At 33.5% G+C, this 14,660-nt stretch carries 15 protein-coding genes and 3 pseudogenes; 12 read left to right on the top strand and 6 right to left on the bottom strand.

All coding sequences use genetic code 11. The features are described from left to right. Window positions 1-38: 38 nt before the first annotated feature. The 6 genes and pseudogenes from AC1F25_RS13750 to AC1F25_RS13725 form a co-directional block, all read right to left on the bottom strand. Window positions 39-227 carry a hypothetical protein gene (locus AC1F25_RS13750; RefSeq protein ID WP_479994374.1) on the bottom strand — a complete coding sequence of 63 codons (189 nt, stop codon included), beginning with the start codon at window positions 225-227 and terminating at the stop codon, window positions 39-41. Between the two features lie 144 nt (window positions 228-371). Further along, window positions 372-1,052 carry an IS6-like element IS1216 family transposase gene (locus tag AC1F25_RS13745; RefSeq protein WP_479994373.1) on the bottom strand — a complete coding sequence of 227 codons (681 nt, stop codon included), beginning with the start codon at window positions 1,050-1,052 and terminating at the stop codon, window positions 372-374. A 475-nt stretch (window positions 1,053-1,527) separates the two neighbouring features. Beyond that, window positions 1,528-1,845 (bottom strand): type II toxin-antitoxin system RelE/ParE family toxin, encoded by a 318-nt coding sequence (locus tag AC1F25_RS13740; RefSeq protein WP_002290394.1) that lies wholly within the window; start codon window positions 1,843-1,845, stop codon window positions 1,528-1,530. Continuing rightward, window positions 1,846-2,100, bottom strand: a complete 255-nt coding sequence (locus AC1F25_RS13735) for an AbrB/MazE/SpoVT family DNA-binding domain-containing protein (RefSeq protein ID WP_010829772.1) — start codon at window positions 2,098-2,100, stop codon at window positions 1,846-1,848. It lies immediately after the preceding gene. Window positions 2,101-2,359: 259 nt separating this feature from the next. Then, window positions 2,360-2,584, bottom strand: a pseudogene (locus tag AC1F25_RS13730) (type II toxin-antitoxin system RelE/ParE family toxin). 553 nt (window positions 2,585-3,137) lie between these two features. After that, window positions 3,138-3,224: pseudogene (locus tag AC1F25_RS13725) on the bottom strand (single-stranded DNA-binding protein); the annotation flags it as partial. A 1,166-nt stretch (window positions 3,225-4,390) separates the two neighbouring features. Here AC1F25_RS13725 and AC1F25_RS13720 point away from each other — a divergent pair. From AC1F25_RS13720 to AC1F25_RS13665, 12 genes and pseudogenes are all read left to right on the top strand, one after another. Then, complete coding sequence (locus AC1F25_RS13720) at window positions 4,391-5,431, top strand: replication initiator protein A (RefSeq protein ID WP_010829773.1); 1,041 nt, start codon at window positions 4,391-4,393, stop codon at window positions 5,429-5,431. Between the two features lie 823 nt (window positions 5,432-6,254). Then, window positions 6,255-6,587 (top strand): type IV conjugative transfer system protein TraE, encoded by a 333-nt coding sequence (gene traE, locus AC1F25_RS13715; RefSeq protein WP_002323647.1) that lies wholly within the window; start codon window positions 6,255-6,257, stop codon window positions 6,585-6,587. Window positions 6,588-7,205: 618 nt separating this feature from the next. Further along, the gene (locus tag AC1F25_RS13710) at window positions 7,206-7,547 is read left to right on the top strand and encodes a DUF5406 family protein (protein WP_002295674.1); all 342 of its coding nucleotides are present in this window, start codon (window positions 7,206-7,208) and stop codon (window positions 7,545-7,547) included. 113 nt (window positions 7,548-7,660) lie between these two features. After that, complete coding sequence (locus tag AC1F25_RS13705; RefSeq protein ID WP_002295673.1) at window positions 7,661-7,900, top strand: hypothetical protein; 240 nt, start codon at window positions 7,661-7,663, stop codon at window positions 7,898-7,900. 66 nt (window positions 7,901-7,966) lie between these two features. After that, complete coding sequence (locus tag AC1F25_RS13700; RefSeq protein ID WP_002299891.1) at window positions 7,967-8,194, top strand: hypothetical protein; 228 nt, start codon at window positions 7,967-7,969, stop codon at window positions 8,192-8,194. Between the two features lie 493 nt (window positions 8,195-8,687). After that, complete coding sequence (gene tnpA / locus AC1F25_RS13695) at window positions 8,688-9,089, top strand: IS200/IS605 family transposase (RefSeq protein ID WP_002320594.1); 402 nt, start codon at window positions 8,688-8,690, stop codon at window positions 9,087-9,089. A gap of 23 nt (window positions 9,090-9,112) precedes the next feature. Then, a complete protein-coding gene (gene tnpB, locus AC1F25_RS13690; RefSeq protein WP_002311530.1) occupies window positions 9,113-10,231 on the top strand; it encodes an IS200/IS605 family element RNA-guided endonuclease TnpB in 1,119 nt (372 codons plus the stop codon). Between the two features lie 65 nt (window positions 10,232-10,296). Further along, window positions 10,297-10,662: pseudogene (locus AC1F25_RS13685) on the top strand (prealbumin-like fold domain-containing protein); the annotation flags it as partial. Between the two features lie 12 nt (window positions 10,663-10,674). After that, a complete protein-coding gene (locus AC1F25_RS13680) occupies window positions 10,675-11,430 on the top strand; it encodes a class C sortase (protein ID WP_002311532.1) in 756 nt (251 codons plus the stop codon). After that, entirely contained in the window at window positions 11,427-12,254 is an 828-nt protein-coding gene (locus AC1F25_RS13675; RefSeq protein WP_479994372.1) for a pilin N-terminal domain-containing protein, read from the top strand. The genes AC1F25_RS13680 and AC1F25_RS13675 overlap by 4 nt, the downstream gene beginning before the upstream one ends. A gap of 24 nt (window positions 12,255-12,278) precedes the next feature. Continuing rightward, window positions 12,279-12,512, top strand: coding sequence for a hypothetical protein (locus AC1F25_RS13670; protein WP_230311399.1), 234 nt, complete (start codon window positions 12,279-12,281; stop codon window positions 12,510-12,512). A 42-nt stretch (window positions 12,513-12,554) separates the two neighbouring features. Beyond that, window positions 12,555-14,654, top strand: a complete 2,100-nt coding sequence (locus AC1F25_RS13665; protein ID WP_479994371.1) for an isopeptide-forming domain-containing fimbrial protein — start codon at window positions 12,555-12,557, stop codon at window positions 14,652-14,654. The last annotated feature ends 6 nt before the right edge of the window (window positions 14,655-14,660 follow it).

Raw genomic sequence — 14,660 nt, 5'->3', positions numbered from 1 at the left:
ATTGTACTGGTAGAAGTTAGAGCAAAACGACGGCAGGATTATTTGTCCTGACCGTTGTTTTGTTTTTCTGAAATAAACATAGGTTCATTAGGACTATTGTAGTAATTTGGATTTAATTTAAGTTCCCCTTTGGAATTATTTTTTCCAATTACGGATAATAGCATGGGGCTAAAACCTAATACTCCTAGAGAAATAGAACCTAGTACCAACATAGTTTTTTTTAACATAGGCTGCACCTCTTTTTTTAAAGCGCTGTCACTTGTATACACATTTTAAGTACTGTTCTATAGTTTGTCAAATGTTTAAATTGTAAAAATGGTTCTGTTGCAAAGTTTTAAATAAAGAATAAAATCCCTTACGGTATCTATGATTTAAGCTGGGATTCCCAATAATACCTTGATTTCAGTACAGACCGAAAACCCGAAGAGAGTGCCTTCTTTTCGGGTTTTCTTATATAATCCTCGAATGGCTTCCATGCCTTTAATCGTGGTAGAGCCAGTGCGTAAACTTCGATAGAATTTATTGCGTCTCTTTACTGGACGATGGTCTTGTTCAATCAAATTATTCAGGTATTTAATGGTACGATGTTCTGTCCCTTGATAAAAGCCGTATTCTTTTAGTTTCTTAAAGGCACTTGTAATAGAGGGGGCTTTATCTGTGACTACAACCTTCGGTTCATCAAACTGTTTCACTAACCGCTTAAGAAAAGCATAGGCTGCTTGTGTGTCCCGTTTTTTACATAACCAAATATCCAAGGTTAAACCATCTGCATCGATGGCTCGATACAAATAATGCCATTTTCCTTTAATTTTGATGTACGTTTCATCCATTTTCCATGAATAAAAGGATTTTTTATTTTTCTTTTTCCAAATTTGATAGAGTAGTTTGCCATATTCTTGCACCCAACGATAAATCGTCGTATGAGAAACGTTAATGTCACGATCATATAAGATTTCTTGAACTTCACGATAGCTAAGGTTATAACGAAGATAGTAGCCCACGGCTACAATAATCACATCCTGCTGAAATTGCTTTCCTTTAAAATGATTCATCGTCATTCCTCCTGCTATCTTTTTCTATTATTCTACCTTATTTGATAGTAGATTTAAAACTTTGCAACAGAACCCCCATAGATATATTGGACTTCCTCTTTTAAAACACAAAAATAAATACTACCTTATTTAGGTAGTATTTATTAAAAGTTACGTCAATTTTGATTAAAAATATACTACTTGAACCTCTCATGAGTAAAGTCACGAAATTTTTGGGAATAGAGCGTACTTGATATCTTATTTTTTCACTAATAGCAGTGTCTCTTATTCACCAAGCGATCCCCGTAGTTCCTACGGTTCTTAATTTTTCTCTAGACTAATGATTGTATCTTTAGACCTTCGGCCATAACATGGAGCAAAATAAAAAGGTACTAAGTCTTATATATCAATCTTCGAGTAACCGATGGTTAACAACCATATCGAGCGGCATTAATCACCCACCTGTAGAGGATGAGCGACTTTTGCCTAATTATTGTTAAAAGCCTAGTTTCATTTGTTTAGATTGGAAAATACGTCCTACAAGTATCTCTTTTTTTTCATGGTCGATCCGATAAAATAAGGCATAGCTTTTGCCGATCACGATCCGATATGTTGGGATATCCATTCCATAGATTTCGGAAACTTCCTCATGCATAGTTGGAAAATTTTTGGTTAGTTCTAAAGCCTTCTGGATCGCACCTACAAATCTTTTTATGCTGGCTGGAGAAAGAGCAAGCTCATTTTCCCATTCTTCTATTATCGTTTCAAGGCTGGTCTGGAAACTTTTAGAATAAACTAGCGTGTACTCTTTCATCTATTCACTCCAGCCGTATTTTCCGAAAGCTTTTACCATTTCAATTTCTGAAACTGTTAAACCTTTCTCAAAGTCTCGGAAACTTTCTTCAATCAATTTGCGATCGTGTTCTTTTGCTATTTGAGTAGTATCTAATATGAATAAGTTGCCTTCTTGTTTGGCTTGGATAGTGTCTCCGCTTTTTAATCCAAGAGAGCTTGGAAGGATCACTCCCACGCTATTGCCGATCTTTCTAACCTTTAGTTCTTTTCCCATGTTATCACACTCCTTTTAGTTTTTGATAAATAAATTATAACATGTTATAACAACAATTGCCAACGGTGTTTCTTAAGGGATTCCACTCCATATTATTATTGGACAAAATAAGCCACTTAGAACGCTGAAAACATATACAAACGATATCAAAATACGAGTGAACTACTCACCATACACTTCCGTTAACATCCATTTAAGTAGGTATTTTTATTATATATAGATTTAACATATGTCGGTCGGTTGATTGATATAGCTAAAGTTATAACTCAACCGAAGCCGATTTATCTACACGAATAAAGTTGCGAGTGTTCTCGGCTAATTCATAAAAATTGTTATGTGTTCCATATAGCAATACTGGAATAACTTTATTTTCTTGAATCTCAGAAGCAACTCTATACACGGTGACCGCATACTTAAATCCATTAGACCAATTACCTGATAAACCTCCAGTTTTTTGCTCTTACTTAAATGGATCAATAGAAATTTCATCACAAACCTATAGAGGATGAGTGACTTCTGCCTAATTACGTTAAAAAATATTGAAAGTAACTCTATGTAGCAAAAAATATCTAGAATTTCATTTCCTCAAAACTGATCGATATTGGATCCAAAAATATATACTACCTAAAATAGGTAGTATATATTAAAATATGTGCTTTTGTTAGAAAAATCAATACATAAATTATCATATCTGTATATGTCATTTAGGTATTTCAGTTATGTTATAATAGTTTTGCTGTCTGCTACCCCGGCCTAATCTGGCAAGGGGAGGAGGAGATATAATGAAATACCTTTTTGATTTTGTTTTTGCAATCAAGCCATTTGCAGAGGTAACTGCACACTACATCTGCAAGTGGCTTGATTGCAAAATTGCCAAAAAAGACAGTAAGCCTACCCGTTAATTCTATAATATAGAAACGTAAAAAAAACCCCATCAGCCTGCACGCTGATGGGGTTTGGTGATATAATGAAATACCTCTTTGTAACTCATAATTATACCATAATTAGTCACGAATGCAACTAATAGAAAAAACTACTTAGAACGGTAGATCATCGCTAATAACAATGCATTGTCCACCAAATGGATTTTGTGAAGCATTAAATCCATTGTTATTAATTGTCGCTGCTTTTAACTAGGCCTCTCCCCTTCTATTATAAAAGAAGATATATATCATTTCTTAATTACATACTACCTTAAACCAAAATTTAAGTACTACCTAATTTAAGTAGTACTTAAATAATCTAAAAAATAGTTATCCCAATTGTTATGCTTTTATAATACGATTATTTGTAACAAAATGAATATTATATAATTAAACACTACCATATTTAGGTAGTGTTTAATTATTAGCAAAACAAAAAATATTTATTCTATTCTCTTAACTTTAACTAAGTTATGCTGCACATCTTTATATAAATCATACGCAACTCATTAGCTAGACAAACTACAAGCATGTAGTTTTATCTGTTAATTATGTACTACCTAAATAAAGTAGTTTATAATTAACAAGTATATATATTTAAAAATTTAAAATTAATTTTTTTATGACTTGTACAAATTTATCTGATATTCTCTTATTAAGAACTACCTAATTTGGGTAGTTCTTATTTTTTACATTTTAAGTAGTATTTAATTGCAATTTGGTAGTATTTTTTTATTATCTTATTCCTAGAACGGTAGTACTTAATATAAATATAGGTAGTATCTAATTTAAGTATTAATGGTAGTATATAATTTAACAGGTAGTATGTAACTACTTTAAAGTAATTTTTTTCAGATTGACACAGTAGTATCTTATTAAATAAGTTAATTTTAAAGGTAGTATATAATTATTATATATATCTAACATTGGTAGTACTTATTGTATTTTTTAGTAGTATATAATCTATTGTTTTATAGCCTAAAGCCTTGTCTCATAAGAATAATATAATATATACTACTGAAATAAGGTAGTATATATTACTAGTAATGGTAGTATGTTTTATATGCATAAGGTAGTTCTTAATTTATTTTTTGTTTTAACACTGGTAGTACTTAATTATCCTTAATTTTAAAACTAAATTTTATTCATACGTTCTTCTGGTAGTATTTAATTATAAATAATATTTATTTAAAGTAGTTCTTAATGACTTTAAAGGTAGTACATAATTCATTTTATTTCTTATTTTAGGTAGTATTTAATTAAAAAACAGTTTTAATGCGTTTGCATTTTTTATTTATCTTTGCTATTTTCGAAAAAGAGTAGGTAATTTTACATAAATAAAACAACGTGAAAGTAGAGGATCTACAATGACTGATTTTAATTTTTTTAAGGCGGATAGAGTTTACAACGAATTATTTTATCAATTTCCAAAAGTCTTTATTGTTTCTGACGAATACAAAAAAATGAAAGATTCAACTAAGATTGCCTACATGCTTTTAAAAGCAAGATTAGAGATCGCAATCAGCAAACGGCAAATCGATGAAGAAGGTAATGTTTATTTTACTTATACGACAAATGAACTATGTAGCGTATTAAACTGCCAAAAACAAAAAGCGATAGCAATCAAAAAAGAGTTGGAATCCTTTGGTTTATTATTACAAAAGCAGATGGGATTTAACAAACAGTTAGGGAAAAATAATCCTAATAGACTATATCTAGCAGAATTAAAAGTCTCAGAAAATGATATCTACTTACTCGAAAAATTTGATAGAGAGAATAGAGAAAACGTTGATAAATCAGAGGGTATGAAAATCATACCCACCCTCGACGAAAAATTAGACGCTGAATCCCTTGGGGCTCAAGAGGGTATGAAAATCATACCGTGCCAAAACGTTGATAAATCAGAGGGTATGAAAATCATACCAGAACTTAATAATAATATATTAGACACTAATAGACACAATATAGACACTGAAAAAGACCGCCTACAAGATCAATTGTTGTTAGACAATTTTGAGACAATTATGACAAACGACAGCATTGCTACGTTTGTCCCTGAACGAGTATTAAATTTGATAAAAACATTTTCTTCAAGTTACAGTGAAGCTCAAAAAACCGTCCAGACTATTCATAATGCAAAGAAAAAAGCTGAAATAGAAAGTGGTATTTCGATAGTTTTTGAAGAACTCGATAGTTATTATGTCAATGCAGAACAAGAATTATACACGACACTGTTAAAAGCCTATCAAAAATTAAAAACCGAAAAAGTCGAAAATATCCAGAACCTGATTTTTGTCTATGTAAAAAATTGGTTTATCGAAAAACCAATAGCTGCTAAAGTATCAAGTGAAAAACGTTTGAATTATGAAAGCTCCCCAAGCACTATTACGAAAGACTGGTTAGAGTGAAACTTTACTGACAAAGTGATTGTTGCTTCATGAAGTAACATTAAAATTAAAAATTTTTTATTATTCTAATTATATTACGAATATTACAAAATAATAGCTATTTTAATAGAATTTATAAGTTAAAATATTATGATAAAAATCACAAACGTAGCCTTTTACGTCATAAGTGTTAAAAGAAATAATTAATTTCAAATATAGAAAAGGGAACGTATGTTTGCATACTCCTTTTTTTTGAGTTATAATAATACGCGAAGAGAGATAATTTCATTATTTAAACAAGCTAAAAATCTTGATATTACTTCTTTTCAGGCAATACGAATATTATTCGCTTACATTTTTTGTATAAATTTAATTGTCTGCTATGCTTGTGATGAATTGATTTTCGTTCTGCACTTTTGGATGATAAATTTGGACAATTGAAAATACAAAAAAAAGAAAGGCGGTATGAACTCGGAAGGCTGGTAACCTTCGTCAGCGTTCATACACGGCATTAAGATTTGGCCCTTAATGCGTTAACCTTTCAGTGTTACGGTATTACCCGCAATGGATTTAGTATAACAGATATTCAAAAGTGATACCACTTTTTTTGGCTGTGTTAAGGTTAAAAATACGTGATATTACGATGAATCTATGCCTAAGCATAATGTTATAAAAATGTCCGTGTGGCTCTTTGCCGTATGACGAACGCTGAAATTAGAGGGAACGCATGTTTGGATGCGTTCCCTCTTTTTTGTTTGTCATGAACGAAAATCAATTCTCTATTTTTGAAAAATAACAAGAAAAACTTGTTAAAAATATTTAAAGAAATTGGGTGGTTTATTTTATGTCATATACAGGAATTTTGAGTCTCAAAGATATTTGTCACTACGGTAAACGGTGTACCGCTACAGAGAAAATCACGAAGAAACTATCAACTGGCCAAAGTAAAACCGTTGTGCAGTGTAAGAAATATATAATCCAGAAAGACAAAGTCTCAGAGGAAATGATTTATTACATTGGGAAACAAAAGCAAATAATTTTAAAAGATCCTATCCCCTTAAAAGAGCTATATCCAACAATCAAACATGTTTATGACCAAAACGGTGTACTGATTGGTCGAAGAAAAAATGGAGTCTTGCGTTGTACCGCAAAAGGGATGGGGCGTTTGATCGGCTGAATTGATCATTCTCATAACTTGTATTTTATCGTTTTTCGCTTGCTTGAAAATATTGTCGAGACTTCTAAAGGAACTTAGAGTCACTAGAAAAATAAGGAGTAGACTTGATCTATCAACAATTCCCTTCGGGGAGTGACGGGGTAGGTTTTAACGATTGGTAACGTAAAAAATTGGTCAATCGAGTAAATGCGCTTGTTTGGATAGTGGTGAAATGAATTTGTGTAAATAATAAGCGCAGAGTAAACAAGAGGGAATTTAGAAGTTAGACAAGTTAGAATAGCGTCTAGATTAATCATGAGCAGCTACTAAGGGATCTAGACTTTGACGCAAACTCATGGAATAAGGAGTAGGTCTTCTCGTAATGGGGAGGACGCACAAGAAATTGTGTCGTGTGCTGCAGTACATGTAGATACTTGCGAGGACGTTGATTATTGGATCAATCGAGCATTTACCGCTGTCTACTAGGGTTTCTCGTTTCGGACGCCATAAACGAGTCGAAATTTTTTATGTATTTTTAAGTAAACGAAAAACGATAAAATATAAACAAGTCCTGAATAAAGTGAAAAAATTGATATAAAACATAGAGAAAATGAAATTTACGTAATGGAGGAATGACAAATGAAAAATTATGATCCGAATATACGATTGGGCACACATACTATTAAGGTTTCTTTCCAACGTTGGGATTACAAAGGATTTGTGACGTTTAGAAGGGGCGGAAATTGTAAAGGATTAGATGTTTTAGCATTAGACGAGGATGATTTATACGATCAAACATTGACTGATAATCCAATTGGATTCGGCTTGCTACCTGAAGATGATGAAGGTAATGAATGGTTTAAAATGACGCTTATGAATGATAATGGAGACGAATTATCTGTTGAAGATACTTGGTCATATTTGAGTGATTATATTGTCAGCTTTGAAATCATTGAATTTGTAGCGGATAAAGAAGAATAAAAACTGGAGGAATAAATTTTACAGATAAAGGCTTAGAAGGAGTCACGACGATTAATAAAAAGGTAGTATTACCTTAGGCATTGAGTAAGGAATTTATTTAGGAGGAATAGTAGATGGCGCGACCAGTTTTAGAGGCGATGGATATGGATACTTTGACAAAAGGAAGGTATGTACAGCTGTTAGCTCGTGGTTATTCACCTAAAGAAGTATTCAAAGCCTTATCTAAAGGAACAGATATGGAAAAAGAAAGATTGCGAAAAGAATTCGATTATTGGAGAACCCATAATGGAATCAAGGATTTGAAACCAGCACGGCCAGTAATTAAACGAAAGAAAAAGATAACCCAAGACTGAAGTGTAGAGCGTATGTGATCATAGGCTTTTTTATTTTTGCAAAAAACAAGGAAGGTAGGAAAACTCATGAATTATGAAGAAATCGAAAACAGAAAAAAAGTGTCGAAAGAAATGGAAGAAAAGTTACTAAAAACGATGAAGCAAAAACACCTTAAAAGATTATCTGTCGCGCAATATATCAATGATATGCAGTTAACAGGAAAAGAGAAAGCTTGTTTGTTAGGTTCAATGAAAAACTTTGAACAGTTGAGACGAACTTATAGCTTTTGCGGGCGAGAAAACCCACGGTTTTAACCGTGTGGATGATAGCCCGCACTGTACTGTAAGAGCATAGGGAAACTTGTGCTTAGTGGAATATATAAAATCTCGTATATCCCAACAAAGAAACTGAATTGCGGGGAACCCCTAAAGCGAGTAAAACGACAACGTAGTCTTGAAATAGGCAAACGTGACCGTGGCGAAAGCAGAAAAAATTTACTCGATAGCATATGGTTAAATCCTAAGTGTTGCGACAATGGGCAATCTGCAGCGAAGACTCGAACAGAGTAACGTTCAACGACTATTCCTCTTGAGGGAAGTACACACAAGCGTGTGGAAGTGGTTTCGCCGTACTGGGTAAAGCCAACGGATAAGATATAGTCTGTGCTGGCACGAAAGTGTCAGAAGTTCATCAGAGAACTGCATAGGAAGTAGCGAACCTATGTGAACAAACTCCACATAAAAAATTCTTCATTCTTTTGTGTATATTAACATTGATTTAGTACATGGCTTAACCTAAAATTAAGGTATGGATAACGAATACAGACACTCAAAGACAACTGTATCGTTAGTCAATTACCACTTTGTTTTTTGCCCAAGGTATCGTCGGAAAATATTCGTTAATTCTGAAGTAGATGCTAGATTTAAAGCACTCGTTCAAGAAATAGCAAAGGAAAACGAGTGGAACATCATTGCAATAGAAACAGATAAAGATCATTGTCATTTATTAATAAATGTTCAGCCTACGTATTCTCCTTCTAAAATCATGAAGATAATAAAAGGTAAGACATCTAGAATAATCCGGCAAGAGTTTGAACACTTAAGCAAAATGCCAAGTGTTTGGACACGTTCATACTTTGTTTCAACCGCAGGAAATGTATCTAGCGAAATTATCAAGCGATATGTTGAGAACCAAAGAACAAGATATTGACTGCGTTAAGGAGGTGTGCAGAAATGAAAAAGGCTCATAAAATCAGGATTTACCCCAACTGTCGGCAAGAAATTCAATTTCAAAAAACATTCGGATGCGTTCGTTTCTATTGGAACTTTCTACTAGATCAACGTATAACGAATTACAAGAAGAAAAAAGAAAATGCCGATTACAAAGAAGATAAGACAACGTATGCTTCATTGAAAAAAATGGAAGAATACGCTTGGTTAAAAGAAGTTGAAGCTCAACCACTTAGCCAAGTAGCCATGGATCTAAATAAAGCATTTAAAAATACGTTCAACTCTACTTTTGGATTTCCTAAATTCAAAAGTAAGAAGTATTCCAAAAAGTCCTATCGAACAGCTATGGGTATAAAGGTGAATAGAAACTACTTTTATGTATCCAAGGTTGGCTGGGTAAAAATGGCTGAAACGTTGCGTTTCAATGGTAAATTAATGAATGTGACAATCAGCCAGTCAAAAACAGAAAAATATTTTGCAACTTTTTTAGTCGATATTGAAAACTTCCAAAAAGATCCTGTGACGGAATCCATTGGTTTAGATTTGGGTCTTACTCATTTCTGCATAACTTCCGCAGGTGAGAAGATAGGAAACGAGAGATTCTATCGATCATTAGAAAAACGCTTAGTGGTAGAGCAACGTAAACTTTCAAGACGCTTAGAAGTAGCAAAGAAGCATAATCGTAAATTAGAAGAGTGCAAAAACTACCAAAAGCAAAGAGTGAAAGTGGCACGTATCCATGAAAAGATTTTTAACCAACGAAATGACTTTTTACACAAACTGTCTTCTCGTATAACTGATGAGAACCAAATCATTTGTATTGAGGACTTGAATGTAACAGGCATGGTTAGAAATCATAAATTAGCTAAATCAATAGCAGACGTATCTTGGAGTGAATTTGTAAGGCAATTAACATACAAGTGTGAATGGAAAGGTCGAACGTTAGTAAAAATCGACCGTTTTTACCCTAGCTCGCAAATATGTTCTTCTTGTGGTCATAATGACGGTAAGAAAGAGTTAGATATTAGAGAATGGACTTGTAGCAATTGCGGAACAAATCATGACAGAGATATCAACGCTAGTATAAACATTAGAACCGAAGGACTTTCGGGGATAGCTTAGTAAATTTGCGCCCGTTTGGGTGTATTACCTAAGAACCCCATGACTTTAGTCGTGTGGAGTGTCAGGGTGGATTAGTTGATACGGATAAAGACGGTGTCAAAGAAGCAGTATGGGTAGACAATGTAGCAAATGCAGCGATCCTAAAATCAGATAAAGAAGGGCGCTTTGAAATCACTGGTTTAACTGAAGGTGAATATTCATTGGAAGAAACAAAAGCACCAACTGGTTACCAAAAATTAACAGAAGATATTGCATTTAAAGTAAACAAAAACTCATTTAAAGAGGAAAATCGAATCACTGTTAAAAATAATCAAAAAGCAGCTATTCCATTAACAGGTAGTAATGGTTTCCAAACGTATGTATTGATCTCTTGCTTGTTGCTAGGAGCAGGGGCACTTTCTGCAGTTGTTTACTTTAAGAAGAAAGCCTAGAAGGATCAGCTAATGATTATTCGTAAGCCCCCAAAAAGAAGAGTCATGCACAAACTGATGATATTTTTTTGGTTGCTGTCGGCAGTAGCAGTCTATTTAATTCCAGTTGTGGAAACAAATGTAGCTAAATTTCAACAAAAGCAAAGAATTTTAGCCATTGAAAATCTTGAAAAAACAGATTCTTCTTTGGATGTTGCGAAAATAGAGTTAGGCGATCCTGTTGGTGTTCTTACAATTCCAAGTATTTCTTTAAAACTACCAATTTATGACGGAACTTCCGAAAAAATTTTAGAGAATGGTGTAGGGATTACGGAAGGAACTGGCGATATTACAGGAGGAAACGGTAAAAATCCTTTAATCGCAGGGCACAGTGGACTTTATAAAGATAATCTTTTCGATGATTTGCCTTCAGTAAAAAAAGGGCAAAAATTCTTTATTAAGGTAAATGAAGAACAACATGCCTATCAAATTTATCGAATTGAAGAAGTTAAAGCAGAAGAATTACAAAAGAATTATTTAGATTATCTCATGCCTGAAAAAGACCAAGATAGGATTACGTTAATGACCTGCACGCCAAAAGGTGTCAACTCACACCGCTTTTTAGTGTATGGTGAACGAGTTTCATTCAGTAAAGAAGATTTAAAACTACAGAAAAAAGCAAAAAATAGGAAATCAATTTCATTGGATTGGCGATTAGCACTGCTATTCGCTTTTTTTGCGTTCCTATTATTTTTATTTATAAAAAAAATAAGGAGGAGATCGGAATGAATAAGAGAAAATGGCTGTTTGTTTGTGTAGCAGCTCTCTTTGCAACTGCAGCTTACTCACAGATATCTTTTGCTGATAGCAGTACCACTCCAACTACCAGTCAGACAACAGATAGTTCAACAACTGCAACAAGCGACACGGACAGTTCGAAGAACACTGCAGAAGAAACGGCAGATTCAAGTACGAGTTCTACTGAATCAGCGGAATCAACGTCAGAAAGTTCTTCAGAGACTTCAGAAAAACTGCAAGAAGTAGAAGATACGCAAGTAATCAAGCAAAACATTCATATTCAAAAAATTATTTCTTCGAATCGAATCAACAATCAAGGAAGGCAAGTAGCTCAGCAAGAAGGTGTCAATGGCGCAAAGTTTATTGTCTACGATATCACGAATATCTTAGAAGAAATGACACAAGATGATAATGAGAAAAATCAATCGGTAGAAATAATTGAGTCAAAATTGAAAGATCGAGCAAAAAAACTTTCATACGACCAGTTGAAAAAAGTGACTGAAGTAGAAACCAAAACAATTGATGATCAGGAAGGTGTGATTGATTTTTCAATTGAAGTACCTGCAAACAAAAAACAAGCATACTATATCGTCAATGAATCAAGCCCTGAAAACATTTCAAATAGCGAAGATATTATTTTATTGACACCTATTTCAGATGAAAAGGGTGAATTTTTGACGGATGTTTGGTTATATCCTAAATCAAAGAAATCAGAGCCGAAAGAAGAAATTAAAAAAGTTGTATCAACTGGTGTAAAGAAAAACTTTTTTGATAATTGTTGGGATTTTTTCACTCATTTATTTTTTAACGATTAGGATGAAATGATGAAAATAATAAAAATGTTAGCTTTTAATCTATCTTTTTTAGCCGCAACAATATTGTGTTGCGGTTTAGTTTTTTCTCAATTATCAATTTATCCAAGATATCAACGATTGTTCGTTCATTTTCTAAATATCCAGCATGCTTCCATGCCACTAGAAGTGATTAACATGCTCTTAATCAATCCAATTTTTATGGCTAGTTTGTTTCTTCTTGCAGGATTGGTAACGTGGGTATTAGGAAAAAAAGAATGAGAAGCTTACAATCGTTTAACAAAATAATAGATGGAGGGCATTATGGAAAATAAAATTCATTGCACTACGGGAAGAGTATTTACTTTAGTGTTGTTTTTGTTCCTTCTTCTTTTTGCAAGGGGAACTGCAGTCCAGGCCTTAGAAAAAGTTGATCCGAGTCAAGTCAGAGAAAATAATAATCTGGTACTTTATCATGATAGTGATTCATTGAGAAATATCGAAGTAACTGGGATCAATGGATTTAAGATACTAGATGAGTATTCAACTAAAAAACAAAAAGTACTTGCTTGGCCAAAAGTCAAAGATTTGAAAAGCACGTCAAAAATTGTTGCCCATTATCAAAAGGTGGGCACTTATCTAGGAAAAGAAATTGATTGCGACGTAACTTTTTCTAATTTTGTAGCGCACGCTGGGGTTAACCAAGACGGATTAGCTAAAACAATTAATGGGAAAAAGTATTATAATTATTTGCTCTTTGATAAAAAAATTTATCGAGGCTTTTTCATGCAGTCAATCAACGTTATGAATGTAAAACTAGATTTTAAGTATTCAGGATCAAAAACAAAAGTAGCTTTGAGTGAACCACAGCCAGAAATTAATTCAAAAATGAGATCGATGAGAGCAGCTGGTATTGAGTTGAATGATACATTTCTATCTATTTACAGTTTAAATGGACAGTATCAGCAACGTGTGTCTTGGTATAATGACAATAATGAATCTGTCGGTGAACGTAATATTGATATGAGAGAATTTGTTGGGTATGAAAAAATGGGTAGCTTACCTTATTTTGTCACAACAGATACAGCATGTGCAGAATACAAAGCTCCTGCGTTATCAACAAACAATTTAACTTCAAAAGTAGTGGGAGGACGTGCAGAAAAGGCTTATAGCTCGAATGATCATTTCACCGATGTTGTAGGAGCTGATACTTATCACAGAAGTGGTGTAACGTATACGCTTCAAGGCGCTTCCCCAACATTCATGATTGGCGCAAATACGAATAGTATGATGTTTAGCTTTGATACTGCATTGCTATGGACACCACAACCATCGAAGCCTACAAAAGAAGTGTTTAACAAAGCTAATACTGAAGAGGCAGCACACAATATTGACAAAAAAGTGATTCCACAAGGATCAGATGTTTACTATCATATTCACCAAAAGTTTGATGCATTAACAGTCAACACAATGAACAAATACAAATCATTTAAAATCACTGATACCTTTGACAGCAAAAATTTTGATATGGTATCGGATGGGAAAAACTATGATGGCGCATTGTGGTATGTTGAAGCGAATGGGACTTGGAAAAAAGCTGATACAGGAGGAAAATTAACTGTATCAGGTAATACAGTCGCTTATACTGCTTCTGACAGCTTTTTAGATAACGCTGCAAATTACGGTAGGGATTATATTTTGCAGCTCCATATGAAAGCAAAAAATGATGCAAAAGGAATTGCACCAAATGTGGCTACTGTAACGTTTAACAATGATCCGAACAAAGGAACACAAAAAACAAATACAGTAGAAAACTATTTCTCTCTTAAACCAAATAAAAAAGTGGAACAAGATGGGAAAGATGTTGATGGTCGAAATGATGGTAAAAAAGGAACGCCTACAGCTCCTTTAAATGCAGGATCTGAAGTACAATATCTAGTCACACAAAAATGGCATACAAAAGGTGTAGACATTGCGTCAGATCATTACAAGCAATTTAGTATTCAAGATCCAGTGGAAGCTCGTTTGACGTATAAAGAAGGTTCTGCGCGAGTGATAGATATGAGTACAGGAAAAGATATTACTTCAGAAGGTACACTAACCTATGATAGCAATTTAAGAACGCTGAAATGGGAAGCTTCCGCTGATTTCTTAAGTAAAAATCTTTTAGATGGACGAGAAATTCAACTGATATTTACAGCTAAAACTCCACTACAGTCAGAAAAAAATATTGATAACCAAGCCGTAGCAGCAGTAGAGAATGTTTCTAATAAAACGAATGTTGTAACAATTGGTGTTGATCCTAACTTGCCACAAGTCATTGTTCCTAGAACAGGTTCTACACATTTAGTAACAATTTTAGTGGTTAGCTTAGTATTACTTGTGTTAGCTACTCTTAGTTATGTGGCTCTGAAGTTCAATTAAACAAAA

The sequence above is a fragment of the Enterococcus sp. M-BR2 genome, from assembly GCF_056612775.1.
This window is presented reverse-complemented; position numbering and strand designations above follow the sequence as displayed.

Coding starts and splice junctions, on each gene's coding strand:
- AC1F25_RS13670 (WP_230311399.1), top strand. CDS start 12,279: ATGTTAGCTTTTAATCTATCTTTTTTAGCCGCAACAATATTGTGTTGC.
- AC1F25_RS13680 (WP_002311532.1), top strand. CDS start 10,675: ATGATTATTCGTAAGCCCCCAAAAAGAAGAGTCATGCACAAACTGATG.
- AC1F25_RS13665 (WP_479994371.1), top strand. CDS start 12,555: ATGGAAAATAAAATTCATTGCACTACGGGAAGAGTATTTACTTTAGTG.
- AC1F25_RS13705 (WP_002295673.1), top strand. CDS start 7,661: ATGGCGCGACCAGTTTTAGAGGCGATGGATATGGATACTTTGACAAAA.
- AC1F25_RS13700 (WP_002299891.1), top strand. CDS start 7,967: ATGAATTATGAAGAAATCGAAAACAGAAAAAAAGTGTCGAAAGAAATG.
- AC1F25_RS13675 (WP_479994372.1), top strand. CDS start 11,427: ATGAATAAGAGAAAATGGCTGTTTGTTTGTGTAGCAGCTCTCTTTGCA.
- AC1F25_RS13720 (WP_010829773.1), top strand. CDS start 4,391: ATGACTGATTTTAATTTTTTTAAGGCGGATAGAGTTTACAACGAATTA.
- AC1F25_RS13710 (WP_002295674.1), top strand. CDS start 7,206: ATGAAAAATTATGATCCGAATATACGATTGGGCACACATACTATTAAG.
- AC1F25_RS13735 (WP_010829772.1), bottom strand. CDS start 2,100: ATGGGAAAAGAACTAAAGGTTAGAAAGATCGGCAATAGCGTGGGAGTG.
- tnpA (WP_002320594.1), top strand. CDS start 8,688: ATGGATAACGAATACAGACACTCAAAGACAACTGTATCGTTAGTCAAT.
- tnpB (WP_002311530.1), top strand. CDS start 9,113: ATGAAAAAGGCTCATAAAATCAGGATTTACCCCAACTGTCGGCAAGAA.
- AC1F25_RS13745 (WP_479994373.1), bottom strand. CDS start 1,052: ATGAATCATTTTAAAGGAAAGCAATTTCAGCAGGATGTGATTATTGTA.
- AC1F25_RS13750 (WP_479994374.1), bottom strand. CDS start 227: ATGTTAAAAAAAACTATGTTGGTACTAGGTTCTATTTCTCTAGGAGTA.
- traE (WP_002323647.1), top strand. CDS start 6,255: ATGTCATATACAGGAATTTTGAGTCTCAAAGATATTTGTCACTACGGT.
- AC1F25_RS13740 (WP_002290394.1), bottom strand. CDS start 1,845: ATGAAAGAGTACACGCTAGTTTATTCTAAAAGTTTCCAGACCAGCCTT.